Annotated in this window: 18 protein-coding genes and 1 pseudogene; 13 read left to right on the top strand and 6 right to left on the bottom strand. The window is 60.0% G+C overall.

The annotated features are described in order from the left end of the window. Positions 1 to 32 precede the first annotated feature (32 nt). The 4 genes from INQ48_25130 to INQ48_25115 all read right to left on the bottom strand — a co-directional run bounded on the left by INQ48_25130 (position 33) and on the right by INQ48_25115 (position 1872). Entirely contained in the window at positions 33 to 464 is a 432-nt protein-coding gene (locus INQ48_25130; protein ID QRF56591.1) for a hypothetical protein, read from the bottom strand. Continuing rightward, complete coding sequence (locus tag INQ48_25125) at positions 461 to 811, bottom strand: hypothetical protein (protein QRF56590.1); 351 nt, start codon at positions 809 to 811, stop codon at positions 461 to 463. The genes INQ48_25130 and INQ48_25125 overlap by 4 nt, the downstream gene beginning before the upstream one ends. Before the next feature lie 3 nt (positions 812 to 814). Further along, complete coding sequence (locus INQ48_25120; GenBank protein QRF56589.1) at positions 815 to 1012, bottom strand: hypothetical protein; 198 nt, start codon at positions 1010 to 1012, stop codon at positions 815 to 817. 89 nt (positions 1013 to 1101) lie between these two features. Then, on the bottom strand, positions 1102 to 1872 hold the full coding sequence (locus INQ48_25115; protein QRF56588.1) for a helix-turn-helix transcriptional regulator: 771 nt from the start codon (positions 1870 to 1872) through the stop codon (positions 1102 to 1104). Between the two features lie 212 nt (positions 1873 to 2084). Between INQ48_25115 and INQ48_25110 the strand changes: the two genes are divergently transcribed. Continuing rightward, positions 2085 to 2447 (top strand): hypothetical protein, encoded by a 363-nt coding sequence (locus INQ48_25110; GenBank protein QRF56587.1) that lies wholly within the window; start codon positions 2085 to 2087, stop codon positions 2445 to 2447. Between the two features lie 62 nt (positions 2448 to 2509). On the opposite strand, the gene INQ48_25105 is transcribed toward INQ48_25110, so the two are convergent. Next, complete coding sequence (locus INQ48_25105) at positions 2510 to 2800, bottom strand: hypothetical protein (GenBank protein QRF56586.1); 291 nt, start codon at positions 2798 to 2800, stop codon at positions 2510 to 2512. 165 nt (positions 2801 to 2965) lie between these two features. Next, on the bottom strand, positions 2966 to 3259 hold the full coding sequence (locus INQ48_25100) for a hypothetical protein (protein ID QRF56585.1): 294 nt from the start codon (positions 3257 to 3259) through the stop codon (positions 2966 to 2968). Here INQ48_25100 and INQ48_25095 point away from each other — a divergent pair. The 12 genes and pseudogenes from INQ48_25095 (at position 3258) to INQ48_25040 (ending at position 15227) form a co-directional block, all read left to right on the top strand. After that, a complete protein-coding gene (locus INQ48_25095; GenBank protein ID QRF56584.1) occupies positions 3258 to 3830 on the top strand; it encodes a phage regulatory CII family protein in 573 nt (190 codons plus the stop codon). The two genes, INQ48_25100 and INQ48_25095, sit on opposite strands and share 2 nt — an antisense overlap. Positions 3831 to 3841: 11 nt before the next feature. Then, a pseudogene (locus tag INQ48_25090) lies at positions 3842 to 4120 on the top strand (MarR family transcriptional regulator). A 602-nt stretch (positions 4121 to 4722) separates the two neighbouring features. Continuing rightward, positions 4723 to 5508 carry a hypothetical protein gene (locus INQ48_25085; protein QRF56583.1) on the top strand — a complete coding sequence of 262 codons (786 nt, stop codon included), beginning with the start codon at positions 4723 to 4725 and terminating at the stop codon, positions 5506 to 5508. A 181-nt stretch (positions 5509 to 5689) separates the two neighbouring features. Continuing rightward, complete coding sequence (locus INQ48_25080; GenBank protein ID QRF56582.1) at positions 5690 to 6223, top strand: hypothetical protein; 534 nt, start codon at positions 5690 to 5692, stop codon at positions 6221 to 6223. After that, the gene (locus INQ48_25075; protein QRF56581.1) at positions 6223 to 8274 is read left to right on the top strand and encodes a phage terminase large subunit family protein; all 2052 of its coding nucleotides are present in this window, start codon (positions 6223 to 6225) and stop codon (positions 8272 to 8274) included. The genes INQ48_25080 and INQ48_25075 overlap by 1 nt, the downstream gene beginning before the upstream one ends. Before the next feature lie 7 nt (positions 8275 to 8281). Beyond that, positions 8282 to 8587: a hypothetical protein gene (locus tag INQ48_25070; GenBank protein ID QRF56580.1), complete on the top strand. Its 306-nt coding sequence runs from the start codon at positions 8282 to 8284 to the stop codon at positions 8585 to 8587. Positions 8588 to 8928: 341 nt separating this feature from the next. Then, positions 8929 to 9492 carry a hypothetical protein gene (locus INQ48_25065; GenBank protein ID QRF60887.1) on the top strand — a complete coding sequence of 188 codons (564 nt, stop codon included), beginning with the start codon at positions 8929 to 8931 and terminating at the stop codon, positions 9490 to 9492. Next, a complete protein-coding gene (locus tag INQ48_25060) occupies positions 9486 to 9986 on the top strand; it encodes a hypothetical protein (protein ID QRF56579.1) in 501 nt (166 codons plus the stop codon). The genes INQ48_25065 and INQ48_25060 overlap by 7 nt, the downstream gene beginning before the upstream one ends. After that, positions 9973 to 11892, top strand: coding sequence for an AAA family ATPase (locus tag INQ48_25055; protein ID QRF56578.1), 1920 nt, complete (start codon positions 9973 to 9975; stop codon positions 11890 to 11892). Before INQ48_25060 ends, INQ48_25055 begins: the two co-directional genes overlap by 14 nt. 91 nt (positions 11893 to 11983) lie before the next feature. Continuing rightward, positions 11984 to 12253: a hypothetical protein gene (locus INQ48_25050; protein QRF56577.1), complete on the top strand. Its 270-nt coding sequence runs from the start codon at positions 11984 to 11986 to the stop codon at positions 12251 to 12253. Between the two features lie 2 nt (positions 12254 to 12255). Further along, positions 12256 to 13884 carry a phage portal protein gene (locus INQ48_25045; GenBank protein QRF56576.1) on the top strand — a complete coding sequence of 543 codons (1629 nt, stop codon included), beginning with the start codon at positions 12256 to 12258 and terminating at the stop codon, positions 13882 to 13884. Then, positions 13881 to 15227 (top strand): S49 family peptidase, encoded by a 1347-nt coding sequence (locus INQ48_25040; GenBank protein ID QRF56575.1) that lies wholly within the window; start codon positions 13881 to 13883, stop codon positions 15225 to 15227. Before INQ48_25045 ends, INQ48_25040 begins: the two co-directional genes overlap by 4 nt. The last annotated feature ends 12 nt before the right edge of the window (positions 15228 to 15239 follow it).

Genomic DNA, 15239 nt, shown 5'->3' with positions numbered 1-15239 from the left:
AGGAAGCGGCCCAGGTGTGTGCTGCGCTGCGCTCACGATGTCGCCCTCGCACTGGCGCGCAGGCGCTTTGCGGCGGCCATGGCTTCTGCATGCGCGGCTTCAAGGCGCGACCGCATGCGCGGCGTCACGAGGAAATCGCAGTCGGCGCGGTCGATGTAGGTGATGCGCTCAGGGCCGCCCCATCCGCACTCGAAGACGCGCGAATTGCCCTCGCCCACTGCCTCCGCGATGCGGTCGTGAGCGGAGCGGACGTTGTAGATCCAGCAGTTCTCGCACCATCCGCGCGTGTCCACGCCCCAGGTGATGGCGAGCAGCTTCTCGAGGTGGGCGCCGGGTTCGCCCTTGGCCTCGAAGAAGACATAGCGCTCTTGCAGCGGGCGGGAGCGCTCGCAGAGCTGGCTCGGCAAGCTGACGATGGCGCAATGCACACCGTAGAGCGACGGCGGGATGGCCGGCGTCTTCATGCTGCGCCCCGTGCGGCGAGGTTGATCACGTCAATTTCGCCGTTGAGCGCGGTTGCGCGCGCGGCGAATTCGGCGGCCAGCGGGTGGTCTTCCTCCTCGTCTTCCCACTGCGCGACGGGCGCGTCAGCGATGCCGGGGAGGCTGATCTTTCCGGCCTTGATTGCCTTGTTGGCGAGCGGCACGCCGAGGGGTTGCCAAGTCGCGATGCCGACGGCGGCGCACCGGTAGAAGGCCTGGCGCCTGCGGCCAGTCGTGCGCAGCCAGATTTCGACCCGCGCGTTTCCTGTGGCGATGAGGCCGCCGGTCGCGCGGCCGGGTGCCGCGTGGTTGATCTGAGCGCGTGCCATCGCTCAGTCTTCGATGCGGACGACTTCGGCCACCGGGCATCCGGTGACGTGGCGGGCGCTGTGCTGAGCGTGCTCAGCAGTTGCAGCCAGCACCTGCACAAAGGGCAGGGCGCCGGTATCCGAGGGGGTTAGGTGCCCGAGGGCATCCTTGGGCGTGTAGAAGCAGCGATAGCTGCGTGTGGCTGTGGTTTGCACTTCCATCTCCGTGTTGAGATGGAAATATTGAACCACAGTTCAATCATGATTGCAACCACAGTTCAAATTGTCCGCAAGATTTTCGTAACTGCGGTTCAGTCCCAGTGGCGTGACTTGATCTTGCGTCGTGGCACAGGGTGCGCGACGTAGTACACCCAATCGACCTGATCGAATGGAAAATGAAGCACGGCCGTGCTGTTGTAGCTCCCGAAACGATATGCCCCGCGCCTTGAGAGAAGGCGCTTGATCATGGTTTCGCCGCCGATCAACCGCACCAGCACGTCGTCTTCAAGTTCCGGTTCTGTGCCTGGCTCGACCAGTGCAAAATCGCCCGGCGTGTACTTCGGGATCATGCTTTCCTCGCTGACCTCAGTCAGGAATGCATGCGGGTCCGTGCTGGCGACCAGGCCGTATCGCTCGGTTACTCCGACGGGGTAGTCCCCATCGGTCCAGATGCGGGCTGCGAGTCCGCCAGCCCCTTTGCCAACGACCCAGATACGTTTCGCCTTTTCCGGATCTACTGGAATCGCCCCGTCGGGGAGTTCGGTGCTCGCTGCATCCCCATCTGCCGGTGGTGAAGACGACATCTCACCTACGCCAGTCGAGAGCCAACGGCTGTTGATATGTAGGAAGGCGGCGATCTTGTCGCAGTTGCTCGCCTCCATTTCCTTCGTTTCGCCACGCACGATCTTTCGGATGCCCTGATAGGACATTCCCACTGCCGTGGCCAAGGCAGAAATCGAGACCCCGCGGTCTTTCATCGCGGAACTCAGCCGCTCACCTAGTTCAACCATGGTTGCATATTCGCAGAGATGATTTGAACTGCGGTGGCGAACAATGTTGAACTGTGGTTCAATATCGCGCATGCGCAAGTCAACAGCTATTGAACTGCTAGGAGGCACGATTGCTGCCGCTGCGGCAGCAGTACGTGTGTCCTACCAAGCGGTCGATAAGTGGCCGGACGAGCTTCCGCCACGCATCGAAGACCGCGTTCTCGCGGCCCAGGCGCGGAAGCACCTTCCGCCGGCTCTCTTGGGCATCGATGTCGGCCCGGTGGGCGATTGTGGAGGAGGGGCTCATGCCTAGCTGCATCAGCCGTCGCCTCGCCACCGTGATCGATTGGGCGGGCATCGGCGCCGAGTGCGCCCTGCTGCTTGTCTGGAAGGTCGGCGATGTGCCGGGCGCCGGGAACGTCCTCTCGGCGTGGATTGTTGTTTCTGGAGTTTTCGGGGTCGGCATGTTGCTGCCGGCCGTGCAGCTTCGTCCGGAGGATCGGCCGTTGCCCTATGCCTACGGATGGCGGTATGTACGCGCCTTCGGCATAGCGCTCGCTGTCGCGTTGATTTGGTGCGGGCACGGTCTTCTTGGCTTCATGTGCGTGCTGGGTGAGGTGGGCGTCGAGGCGCTCCGCAGACGAGAACGGGAAGCTTGGCATGGCTAAGTGCGAACGCATCTTTCCCGGCATCGCCGAAACCGACCTCGCGCATGCGCGCGTCTCGTTGCTCAAGTTGGCGGCGCACCCTTCATCTTCTCCTGCAGGTCTTGAAGCAACTCCGACCATTCCTCCCAGTATTTGGGGCGTTGGTACTTCGGATCCAGTTGCGCGACTAGTTGATCGACTCCGGTGTCGAACTCCTCGATCACCTGATGGATGCGCGCCGGATGAACCTGAGTCAGAACCGCTCGGACCACGGCCGAGAGCGCCAAAAGGCGACTCTGATTCTGCGCAAGCATGTTTTGAAGATCGGTGATGGCCTTGATCGTCTGCTTCTGGAACTCTTCCGGATCGTGCATGAGTGCCTCTGGCGAAATGGAGATCGAGGAATTTTCGCTTGGCCACAGGTACGTGGATGTGCCGCGCGGGTGTCTGGAAGTTGATGCCCAGGGAGCCGGCGCTCATGTGTAGCCCTCGCGCTAGGTGGATGCGCCTGGCGTTGGCCGGCGCGTTTCCTTCCCTCTTCATGACAGGCAATCCGCCGCCGGCTGTAGCACTTCAACCGCAGGCGAGAACACGCGCGCGCACAGCCGCTCCATCGCAGCTCTTTCTCGTAGCGTCAATAAGCCATGGGCGCTCGCGCTCGAGGTGGATATTTCAATCCACGCAGCGATGCACTCTCGATTTAGGTCTGGCTCGACTTCCAGCAGCACCACGAGCTGCTGCAGGAATTGCTCGATGGCGTCGATCCGCTCCGCCAGCGTCGGAGCCGAGCCAGCAGGCGCGGGGTACTGGTCGCTTTTTTCCAAGGTCTGCATGAGAACGAATATCTCAATTGACGCGGCGCACGGCTATGGCGCCGATGAGCCTGTGCCCGACATGCCCCGCGGCCACGATGCCGCGATTGCGGCGCACGACACGGCGCACGGGTATGCCGGGGGCATCGATGCTCTGGCGAAGCGCATGCAGGTCAATGCCAACACGTTGACACACAAGGTCAACCCTAAGAACACCACCCACTTTCTGACGCTGCGCGACGCCATCGAGATGCAGTGGCAGAGCCGTGACTATCGGATCCTGCATGCCATCGCGGGTGAGCTGGGGTTCGCCTGCATTCCGGCCACGCCGGTCCATTCCGAGGGCGATCCGATCGACACCTTGGTACGGATGCAGATGGCGTTCGCGGACTACGCGCAGGCGCTCGGCGAGGCGCTCACCCGACGTGCTGGTGGGGTGTCTGCCAACCAGATGCGCAAAGCGGAGTTCCACGCGGCCGAAGCGGTCGCCGGTATCGGGCACGCGCTCGCGTTGCTGCGCAGCCTGATGCGCGAGGAGCCGCGGATGGGCGGTGCGCCTCAGGCGGGGCGGGGAGAGCGCGCCGCCCCATGAGCATCCGGCTGATGACGATGGTGTTTGACCGCTATCCCGAGGGTGGCAGCGAGATGCTGCTCGCGCTCGCGCTGGCCGATCACGCCCATGACGATGGTTCGAAGATCTGGCCGTCCGTCGGTGAGCTGGCGCGCAAGACGCGACAGAGCACGCGCACGGTCCAGCGGCAGCTTCAAAAGATGGTAGCCCTCGGGTGGTTGGAGCGCGTCAGCGCCGCGACCGGGCGGAGAGGCTCGACCAACGAATACCGCGTGGCCCCTTCGTGGGTGGCCGGACAGGACATCGCACCGAGGGGTGACAAAGTGACACCCCATGAAGGGGGCGAAGTTATCCACACGGGTGACAGATTGACACCCGTCGAAGATGGCGTGAGGGGTGACACCGGTGACGCGAGGGGTGACATAGCTATGTCGCGGGGGGGTGACACAGCTATGTCACCCGAATCTTCAGGAACCGTCATTAACCATACCCCCCTACCCCCCGGCGGGGGGGCGACCGGGTTTGATGACCTTTGGTCGATCTACCCGAACCATGCCAACCGCCTCAAGGCTGAGCGTAGATACCTTCGGATCGCGCCGACCGCAGCGCTGCAGCAAACGATGCGCTCGGCCATCGAGGCCCAAAGGCTTAGCAGGAAGTGGACGAAGGACGATGGAGAGTTCGTGCCCGAGTTCGCGACCTGGCTTCGTAATGCACGCTGGCTCGATGAGGTCTGCGTTCCCGCGGTGGCGGCGCGCCCGTGGCATGAGACGCGAGGTGGCATCGACGCGAGGGCCATCGAGCTGGGCCTCGCGCCGTGGGATGAAGTCGCCTTCTCGGTGGGGCGCGGCCCAGACTTCATCGCGTTCACCCGCACCGTGATGCGCGCCGCGGCAGCGGCAGGGGAGGCGGTATGCGTGTGACCGTGGCATTTGACCCGAGCAGCCTCAAGAGCGTGCAGTCGCAGCTCGCCAAGCTGTCGGGCCAACAGGTGAAGCAGGCGTATGCCGAGGGCCTGAACGATGGTGGCTTTCAGGGGCGGCGCGAATGGCAGCGCGAGATGCGCGACCATTTCGACCGGCCAACCCCCTACATCCTCAAGAGCGTGTACGTGCGCAAGGCCACGCCCGAGCGGTTGAGCGTGGAGATTGAACCCACGTACTTCGGTGGCAAGGGCGTGGACCCGCAAAAGATCCTCCAAGCGCAGGAGTTCGGCGGCGCGCGTCGAGACAAGCGAAGCGAGGCGGCGCTGCGGCGTATCGGCATCCTGCCGTCGGGCTATCAGACGGCGATACCGGCAACGCCCTACCCGGGTAGTGATGACGGTAGGGGCAACATCCGTGGTGGCTTCCTAGTGCAGTTGTTGTCCTACTTCCAGGCGATGGGAGAGCAAGGCTACAAGGCCAACATGACGGATAGGCGCAAGGCCCGGCTGCACAAGGGCACGAAGACGCGCGAGGGTGTGCGCTTCTTCGTCTCGTTCGGCTATCTGCGCAGCGGGCCAGCGAAGCACCTGGCGCCAGGCATATGGGCGGCGACCGGGCTTGATGGGTTCATCGTGCGGCCTGTGCTCATGTTCGTTCGTGATGGCATCTACGAACCACGCATCAGCAGAGAGCGCGTTGCCGAGCGTGCAGACCTCGAGCCATACATCGAGCGTCGCATCCGCTATCGCATCCGCAGGCTGGCAGGCGAATGAATAGAACGTCATTTCAATCGATGTCCGCTGTGTCCCGCACCTCTCGTGCGGCCTTGCGGGGTGTCGCGCGTCAACAGCGGGGCGGGTCCCTCCTGGAGGTCTGCAATGCGGGTAATTCGAACCGCGTCCTCGGACTGTTCACCGACCTTCCTAAGGGGGTTAAGTGAAGGTAGTTGAGGCTATGGGCGTGGGCATCACGCAAGCGGAGTTTGCTGTGCTGGTCGGGGTGAGCGAAGCAAAGGCGAGCCAGCTGGTGGGCGAGGGCGTCATCGAGCGTGGCCAGACCGCGCATGCGTGGCTGCTCGCGTACTGCGAACGGCTGCGCGAGGTGGCCGCTGGCCGCGCATCGGCCGAAGACGGCGGCCTCGACCTCGTGCAAGAGCGCGCCAGGCTCGCGCGCAGCCAGCGCGAAGCACAGGACATCAAGAACGCCGTGGCGCGTGGCGAGTTCGCGCCCATCGGCCTGCTCGCCGACGTGCTCGGCATGGCATCGAGCGCGGTCGTGGATCGCTTCGAGCAGCTCGAGGGTGCGCTGCGCAAGGCGAGCCCTGACTTGCCGGACGAGGCGAAGGCCACCGTGCAGCAGGTCATTGCGAACGCGCGCAACGAGTGGATTCGCGCGACCGAAAAGCTCGTGGTGCTTGAGATGGATCGGTTGGCTTCGGACGACGACGGCAGCGCAGAGGATGCGCTCGGTGAAGAGACGGGGCAGTAGTGGCCGAGTACGTTTCGCGTGAAACATTACGCGCCGTGATCCACGCGGTGAGCCTTGGCCTTGGCAGTTTGCGCGCCGAGGTCTTTCAGACGCTCAGTGAGTGGGCCCGCGACAACTTCAAGCTCGCTGGCGAAAGCTCGCACCAGAAAGGCGGATGGATCGCGTGGTTCTTTCAGATCGGCATCCTCGACTTCATGAGCGACGACCGCATCGAGGAACTCGATGTGATGAAGTCCAAGCGCGTCGGCTACACGAAGATGATCACCGCCTTCGTGGCTTACAACATCGCGCACCGCAGGCGCAAGCAGGCGCTTTGGCAGCCGACAGACGACGACCGTGACAGCTACGTCAAGAGCGAGATTGACCCTATCCTCGATGCGCGCGACGGTGTGCCTTCGGTGCAGGCCGCGCGTCGCAAAGGTGGCGGCAACGATGACACCATCAAGATGAAGAAGTTTCGCGACAGCGTTCTTCATCTGCTCGGCGGAAAGGCGAAGCGAGCCTATCGTCGAATCACCGTGGCGATTGCCATCCTCGATGAGTGGTCAGCCTTCGACCAGACCATCGAGAAATCAGGTGATCCGGGCGGCCTGGCGAAGGGCCGCCTTGAAGGCGCGCCCTATCCGAAGTTCGTTGGCGGCTCGACGCCTGGTTTCAAAGGGTTGTGCCATGTTGAGCGTGCAGTGCTCAACGCCGAGGGCTTTGTTCGCTTTTACATCGACTGCAAGTACTGTGGCCTTGAGCATCCGCTCGCATGGGGTGGCAAAGGAAAACTGCACGGTTTCAAGTGGGACCGCGGCAACCCCGCCAGCGTGCACCATGTCTGCCCGCATTGCCGCAAGTCCATTCGACAAAGCGACTTCCTGCAGGGCGGCCTTCCCATGCAGGGCACCTGGGTATGCGAGAAGACGGGCAAGAGGTTCGGGCCGGACAGGGTATGGCGCGACAGCGCCGGCATGCCCACTCGCCCGCCGAGGACCTTGGGCGTGCACATCTGGGCCGCGTACAGCCCGCAGCGAACCTGGGAAAATATCGTGAAGGAATTCGAGGAGGCGCTTGACGCGCTCGCCCGCGGCGACTCGGGGCCGATGCAGCTCTTCGTCAACGAGACGCTCGGTGAGACATGGGAAGTTGTCGGTGAGCGCACCGATGAGCATGCGCTGCAATCGCGCGCCGAGGACTATCCACTGAAGACCGTGCCGGCCGGCGGCCTGATCTTGACAGCAGGCGTGGACGTGCAGCGCGACCGTTGGGAAATCGACGTGTGGGCATGGGGCCGCGGTTTGGAGTCGTGGCACGTTGACCACCACGTCATCCATGGCAATCCTGCGTCCGAAGATGACTGGGCTCCGGTCGCGGCCTACCTTTCGAGCCGCTACGTGCAGGCTTGGCATGGCGGCTCAATGGGGTTGAGCGCAATTTCCATCGACTCGAGCGACCAAACGCAGGCGGTCTACAACTGGGTGCGAAAAACACAACACCAGCTTCCGAGATTGCGCGCCATCAAGGGGCGAGGCGAAGAGAACGTACCCGTCCTGGGTCCTAGCAGCCCGCAGGAGGTGCGTTGGAACGGTACGAAGATCCCCAACGGCATCAAGCTGTGGAATGTGGGCATCGACTCGGCGAAGGATCTGTTGCTTGGACAACTCGCCATCGAGAAGCCGGGGCCGGGCTTTGTGCATTTCAGCCAGGATTTGCCGCAAGAGTGGTTCGAGCAACTCACGTCGGAGCAGCGCATCCTTGTGAAGGTCAACGGGAAAGAAGCCTATCGTTGGGTTAAGCGCAGGCCGCGCAACGAAGTGCTCGACAACCGCAATTACGCGCTGCACGCCGCCTTCGGCCTCGGGCTTCACAACTACACAGACAAGCGCTGGAGTGACCTTGAAGCTTCAGTTCAACCACCGGTCGACCTTTTCACTCCCCCGCCAGCGAGTTTGAAAACCGCACTCGACTCGAGGGCGCCGCCCTTCGCGACAGCACACGCACTTCCGAGTTCCGAACCATCTGCCGCGGATGAAGTAGACGTTTTCTCGCCAATTTCACTTACCTGACGAAACGATGCATCACATTCCTGAAGACGAGCCGTTGTCCATCATCGAGGCAGAGGCTCGAGCGATGGCTCGATGCTTTGGCGCGGCTGCGCCTGATGAAGCTGCGGCGTCGCTTGTCGATCGGATCCTTCTTCGACTCGGTGGGTCGCACATCTACCTTCCGCAACGAACCTCAAGAGATCGACGCAGAACGCACGAAGAAATTGCCCAACGTTTTAATGGCAGCAACCTCTTTGAGTTAGCGCGCGAGTTTCAGCTCACGCCTCGACACGTTCGCCGTATCGTCGCGCTACATCGCTCGATGCGTACATGAGATTGGAAGGGCCCTTCGGTCCCGGTCCATTGTGCGACCCTGAGTTAGTGTCACCGTTCCGCGCCTCAAGAACACTGGCATTGCTTGCTTTTCGTAACGGGTACTACAATGGTTTAACAAGATGTAGCAATCCGAAATTTCTGGAGGCGATTTATGGATTGGTGGTCCCACGCAGTAGCGTTCGTTGCCGGCTTGGGAGCCGGCTGGACTTTGAAGGTCATCATTTCGAGCCGGTCCTCTCGAACCTCACGGACAACGGTTGTTTCCCAGCGGAACAACGAAGCAAAGGGCGACATCGTCGCCGGCGACAAGCACACAAATTCACGACCCCCGCGGCCATGATTTTGGTCCGCCAGACCGGCAACGAAGCCGACGGAGATATCGTTGCAGGCAATAAAAATACGAATAACTTCAATATCGTTCACGCCACCTCGAATGAGGAACTGAACGCGCTTTATGCGAAATTGAAACTCAATGATGTTGGCGACCCGTCGGACGGAAATTTTTGCGAAAAGCTCGAGCACTATTTGTCGGCAAATTCGCAGATTGATGTTCGTGGCTTGAGGGAAAAGCTAATTGCGAGCGGCCGAGCGGATTTAATCTCTTTTGCTACTGACCTTAAAGAGCGCGCAACTAAGGCAGTAATGAAACATCAAACTTCGCGCACCGCCCAAAGGATCTACACGATTGTTTTGGACGATTTGCACACGCGTTTTTCGCTTACGGTTACTCCGTTGATCGAACAAGGTGCACCACGCCCAGCTGTTGACTTGTCCATCAAGCAAATATTGGACGAGACGCGCTCGATGCTGGGCGAGAATGTTCTTGAAATTACGGTCAAGGACTTGTACGCCTTGTTGTATTTCCTTGGAGGGAATTGTCATATAAGGTGGGATAAATGCTAATTTATCACCCCGCCTTCGACGCGTATCACTGCATATTTAGAATGTTGATGATTGCTGAGACACTTCAGAGCTTGGAAGTGGAGAAAGCTCAAATACTTGATTTCTATCTAATGTTTCCCGCGGCAGTTTCTAAAATTCGCCTGCCAGCTGAGGTAAAGGAGGCGCGGCGACAAGCAAATTCTTTTTCTAACGTTTATCATGATCCAATTAACGTTGCCACGACGTTTCGGGACATGGAGCAGATTCAAATGGCTGCACTTAAATGTATTGCTGCTTCTGAGCTTATAGAGGTCCAAAAGCTTGCGAAGGGAATGATTGTTCGAACATCACGACAAATCCCAAGTGAAATCAGCCAAAAAATTTCGGAATTTATTGCGAAGCGTCAGCCTGTGGCCGGAGTCGTTTTGACAAAACTGGCATCATTACCTCTTAGAGGTGATAACGGTTTGAAACATCGTACGGAACTTATGGAACACCGGTATGACATTGCTTAGGCCGACCTTAAAGGTTAATAGGCTTATTGTTTATCAAAATGCACATGTTGCATTCGATTGCATTTTTCATGCTGGTGTGAATGTGGTTCGCGGCCGGAACAGTTCAGGCAAAACAACGGTGATGGACTTGTTGGCCTTTTCATTGGGTTCTGAAAACATCCGATGGAAGCCAGAGGCGCTGCGGTGCACGCAAACTTTAGTCGAAGTCGATCTGAATGGTAAAACTGTTTGCCTATCGAGAGATATAAGTACGGAATCGCAACGACCTATGAGGATATTTTGGGGCGCAATGAGTGATCTTGCGGGCGCCAAAATTCAGGATTGGCAACAGTTTCCTTTTAGACGCACCGAGCATCAGGTTAGCTTTTCGCAAGCCATATTTACTGCCCTTGAAATGCCCTTGGCGCAAGGCGAGGGAGCTTCAAATCTGACCCTCCATCAGATTATTCGCGTCCTGTATGCAGATCAGCCGTCCATTCATAGTCCTATCTTCCGCGATGACATTTTCGATAAGGCGCTCACTCGAGAGACTGTGGGTAGCTATCTTTCTGGTGCCTTTGACGACGAGCTCTATTCAGCACAACTGAGACTGCGTGAAGTTAATGCGCAGCTCTCTAGCTTTGAGGCGGAACTTCGCGGGATTTTTAGTGTGCTTGGCCAATCTGGCCAAACTCCGGAGCTTGTAATCACCGGTGCGCATATTTTGGAGCTTGAGGCGAGGCGCGAGGATCTCACTCGGCAGGTTATTCAATTGAAGTTAAAGCGAGCGCTTCCGAGAAAAGATGCAAACGAAGCAAGAGTCAAGGCGGACAATCTCCGAAGTCTACTAAATGAGGCGAGGAAAAATGAATCCATCCTGAAAGAGCGTTTGAGTTCTTTGGAATTGGACCTCGCGGATTCTTTGCTGTTTGTACGAGAGCTTGAAGATCGTCTGGCAAATCTGGATGAGTCGAAGCAAACTCGATCTTATTTCGGGCGGGTACAGTTTCAGTTTTGCCCCAGCTGCCTATCGGAGTTAAAAAACGGGGACTCGGACAAAGAGCATTGCAATCTTTGCTCATCCCTTTTGGAGGACGGGCGAGGAGATGCACAACTGCTGAGAATGCGAAATGAGCTAAGCATTCAGCTCAAAGAATCAAGCACACTGTTGGAGCAGCGCTCATCCGATGCAGAGGCTTTGAGGCGGGAAATCCCTTCTTTAATCGAGCGAATTAAACGCCTCGAGAGAGAGTATTCAGTTGTTTCATCATCTTGGTCGAGTGATGTTGAAACAAAACTCGAAGAGATAAACCGAATGCTTGGGGTGCTTGATGAAGAAATCAAGCATGCATATGAACGGCAAAAGCTCGCAGCTGTAATTTCAGATCTACAGGCTCGACGCGATGCAGTGAAAACAGAGATGTTGCATCTTGGCGATACTATTTCTTCACTTAAGAAGAATCAAGAGACTAGGCAGGCAGAGGTGCATGCCGCGATTGAACGCGCCTTGATTCGACTTTTGAAGAAAGACATTCCGCTTCAGCCTGAGTTCATTGACCCGAAATCAGTGGTTATTTCGTTTGCGAACAACACTGTGTGGATTAATGGATCTAGAAATTTCTCTGAGAGTTCGGCAGTGGTTTTGCGGCATCTTTTCCATCTGGCGCTACTGAGTGCCAGCATGGAATTGGCATATATGCGGGTCCCAAGATTTTTGTTGCTTGACGGAATCGATGATGGCGGCATGGAAAAGGGGAGAAGCCATCAGCTGCAGCGAATCATAGTCGAAGAGTGTGCGACCTATAAATCAGACTTTCAACTGATTTTCGCGACGTCCGAAATCAATCCTGTATTGGAGGGATCCGAGTTGGTAGTTGGAAAAGCATTCACGCCAGAATCGAGATCCCTCAAGGTTCACGATATTTGAATCCTAATAATCTGGGGGGTCGAGCTAGAGGGCGACTCAAGCATCTAGTTTTTTGAGGCTGGACGCGTGTTTGTGACATTGTCCAGCGGAAATGTCCGCGATGAGCTGTTGTCATCGCTTCATGGGCATTTACCGCCACCTCACAGTTCCAGAGCTTCAAGCGATGCGCACGCGCCTAATGGCGTCGCTGCAGGATCGACTTGCTTCCCCTACATCCGCAGCCCACCACGGGCGCTCCGTTCAGTATCAGCAGAACGTCGCTGAAATCCGTAAGGAAATCGCGGCGCTGAGCGAGGAGCTGGAATCTCGCGGAGCTGGTGCTTCCGGCGGCGCAGTGCGCGGCCCCATCTACATCGTTTGAAGATGGGTCGCCGCAATCGCCGCCTCATGTCCGCTGGCCAGCGCATCTCCGCGCTTGGGGCCAGCGGTCCCGCAGGCGCGGGAATGAACGCGCACGAAGCCGCGTCAACTAACGACCTGGCTTTGCATGGTTGGAACCCCATCGCCGGCAGCGCAGATGCGGATCTGCTACCCGACCTCGACACGCTGGCGGCACGCTCGCGCGACCTCGGCCGCAACAACGGCCTCATGGCCGGTGGCATGCAGACGATGCGCGACAACATCGTGGGATCGGTGCTGCGCCTCAGTTCAACGCCGGACTATCGCTTGCTCGGGTGGACGCGTGAGCAAGGCCGCGAGTGGGGCAACGTGGTCGAAGCGAAGTTTCGTTCATGGGCCGAGACTACCGAGTGCGATGCGGCGCGCACGCAGAACCTGCTCGGCCTGACGTTGCAGGCTCTTGGCGGTGCGATGCTCAACGGTGACGCCTTGGGCTTGCCTCTGTGGCTGCCCCGTCCTGGCACTCGCTGGAACACACGATTGATGATGGTCGAGGCGGACCGGCTCGCCACGCCGTTGGGACTCGAGCATCGCGACGACATTCGCAAGGGGATTGAGTTCGATCGCTGGGGCGCGCCCGTCGCGTACCACATCCTCAAGCGCCACCCGGGCGATGTGTTCGCGTTCGGCTTCTATGGCATGACCCGAGAAGCGCAGCTCATGGAATGGGACCGCATCCCCGCGTTCACCGCGTGGGGACGTCGTCGCGTCATCCATCTGCACGACAAGGAACGAACCGGCCAATCGCGGGGCAAGCCCGTTGTTACCGCCGTTATGCGCGAATTCCATATGGCCGGCAAGTACGCGGCAAACGAGCTGCAGGCCAGTCTTGCGAACTCGCTCGTTGCCGCATTTCTTGAGTCGGACCTCGATCCGAACTCGGCAGCCGCACTGTTTGGCGACAACCCGCGCGACCAGTGGAATGCGTCAGTGGCGCAGACCCGCAACATCCGCCAGCTCAAGGGCGCTGCGGTCATTCCGCTGCCCGCTGGAGCGCGACTATCCAGCTTCACACCTGGCCGCCCAAATCAAGCCTTCGAGGCATTCATGCTGGCCTCGTTGCGGCACATCGCAGCAGGCATGAACCTGCCCTATGAGCTGCTGCTGAAGGACTTCAGCAAGTCGAACTACAGCAGCGCGCGTGCCGCCCTGCTTGAGGCCTGGCGCTACTTCCACGGCCGCCGCCGCTGGCTCACCGACTACTGGCTTCGGGCCATCTACGAACTGTGGTTCGAAGAAGCCGTAAACGCCGGTGAGATCGAAGCGCCAGGTTTCTACGAAAACCGCTACGCCTATTTGCGTGCCCGCTTCATTTTCGGCGGCCGCGGCTGGGTAGACCCAGTGAAGGAGGCGCAGGCCGCCGGGCTGCGCATCGAAATGGGCATCTCCACGCTCGAGAAAGAGTGCGCAGAGCAGGGCGACGACTACGAAGAAATCATGGATCAGCGCGCTATCGAGTTGCGCATGGCCTCTGACCGCGGCCTCAGCACCGCGCAACCCATCGCCGTGGCTCTGGCTTCGGCCGAGCAGGGCAAATCCGACGACGAACAGCCTGGCGCATCCCAGGAGCAGAACGAGGAAACCTCCGCATGAAATACCCCCATCTCGCAGCGAGGATCTTCAACACGCCGCTGCTCATCCATCCGCAAAAGCTCGACGCCATCATTGCCGGCCTGAGCGACCGCCTGCTCGGCGCCGTGCCGTTGATGGTTGCCTCGGCCGATGGCTTGCCCAAGCTGGCCCCTGAACTGTTTTCGACGCGACGCGGCGAGCAGAGCGACCGCGGCTATCGCGTGGTCGAGGGCGTCGCGGTGCTCAACGTCAACGGCGCATTGCTGCATCGCAGCCGTCTCGATGTGGCGGAGAGCACTTTCCTCGTTGGCTACAACGACCTGGCCGCCGACCTCGAGGATGCGATGAGTCATCCTGACATCCACGCGGTCCTTCAGGTCTACGACAGCCCGGGTGGCGAAGCGCAGGGCGCATTCGAATATGCGCAGCGCGTGTTCGATTTGCGTGGTCGCAAGCCCATGCAAGCCATCGCTGACGGCATGGCGCTGTCTGCCGCCTACCTGGGTGCCAGCGCCGCCGACGAAGTGGCGGTTACCGCAACCGGCTATGCCGGCTCCGTGGGTGTGGTCTCGCGGCACGTCGACTTCTCGCGCGCGCTCGATCAGGACGGCATTACCGTGACGCACATCTTTGCCGGTGCGCACAAGGTCGACGGCAACCCCTACGAGCCGCTGCCTGCCGACGTGCGCAGCGCCTGGCAAGCCGAGATTGACGGGCTCTACACGATGTTCGTGGATGCGGTCGCGCGCCATCGCGGCATGGAAGCGGCGGCAGTGCGCAAGACGCAGGCCGCCAGTTATTCCGGCGTCGCGGCCGTGGCCTCTGGCCTGGCCGACCGCATTGCCACCACAGACCAGCTGATCTCCGAACTGGCCGCCCAACGCGGCCGGTCCTTTCCTGTCGGGCCGACCGCCCGATCCAACGCCAACGACAAAGGAGCATCTATGTCTGGCATTTCCCCCAACGAGGCGGGCGGTCATCAAGCCGCAGCAGCCCTCGCCGGTGCGCCGGCAGTTCCCTCCGCCTTCACGCAGGCCAATGTGGATGAGGCACGCGCGGAAGGCCGCGATGAGGGCGCGCTGACCGAGCGCACCCGCGTGAGCGGCATCTTTGCGCACGAGGCCGCGGCCGGGCGCACGCAGCTCGCCATTCAGTGCGTCACCAGCGGCCTGAGCGTCGAGCAAGCCGGCGCCGTTCTCGGTGCCGCGCCGGTGGCGACCGCCGCGCCGGTGAATGTCTTCGCCGCCGCTATGGCCGCGGTGGGCAATCCCGATGTTTCGGGCGTCGAGGCCGCCAGCGGCGCGCAGACCGACGAGACCGCACTCGCGAGCCAGATCGTCGCGAGCTTCCGCGGCTCGCGCTGATTCAACCATTCA

This window comes from Variovorax paradoxus (genome assembly GCA_016806145.1).
GTDB lineage: Bacteria > Pseudomonadota > Gammaproteobacteria > Burkholderiales > Burkholderiaceae_C > Variovorax.
This window is presented reverse-complemented; position numbering and strand designations above follow the sequence as displayed.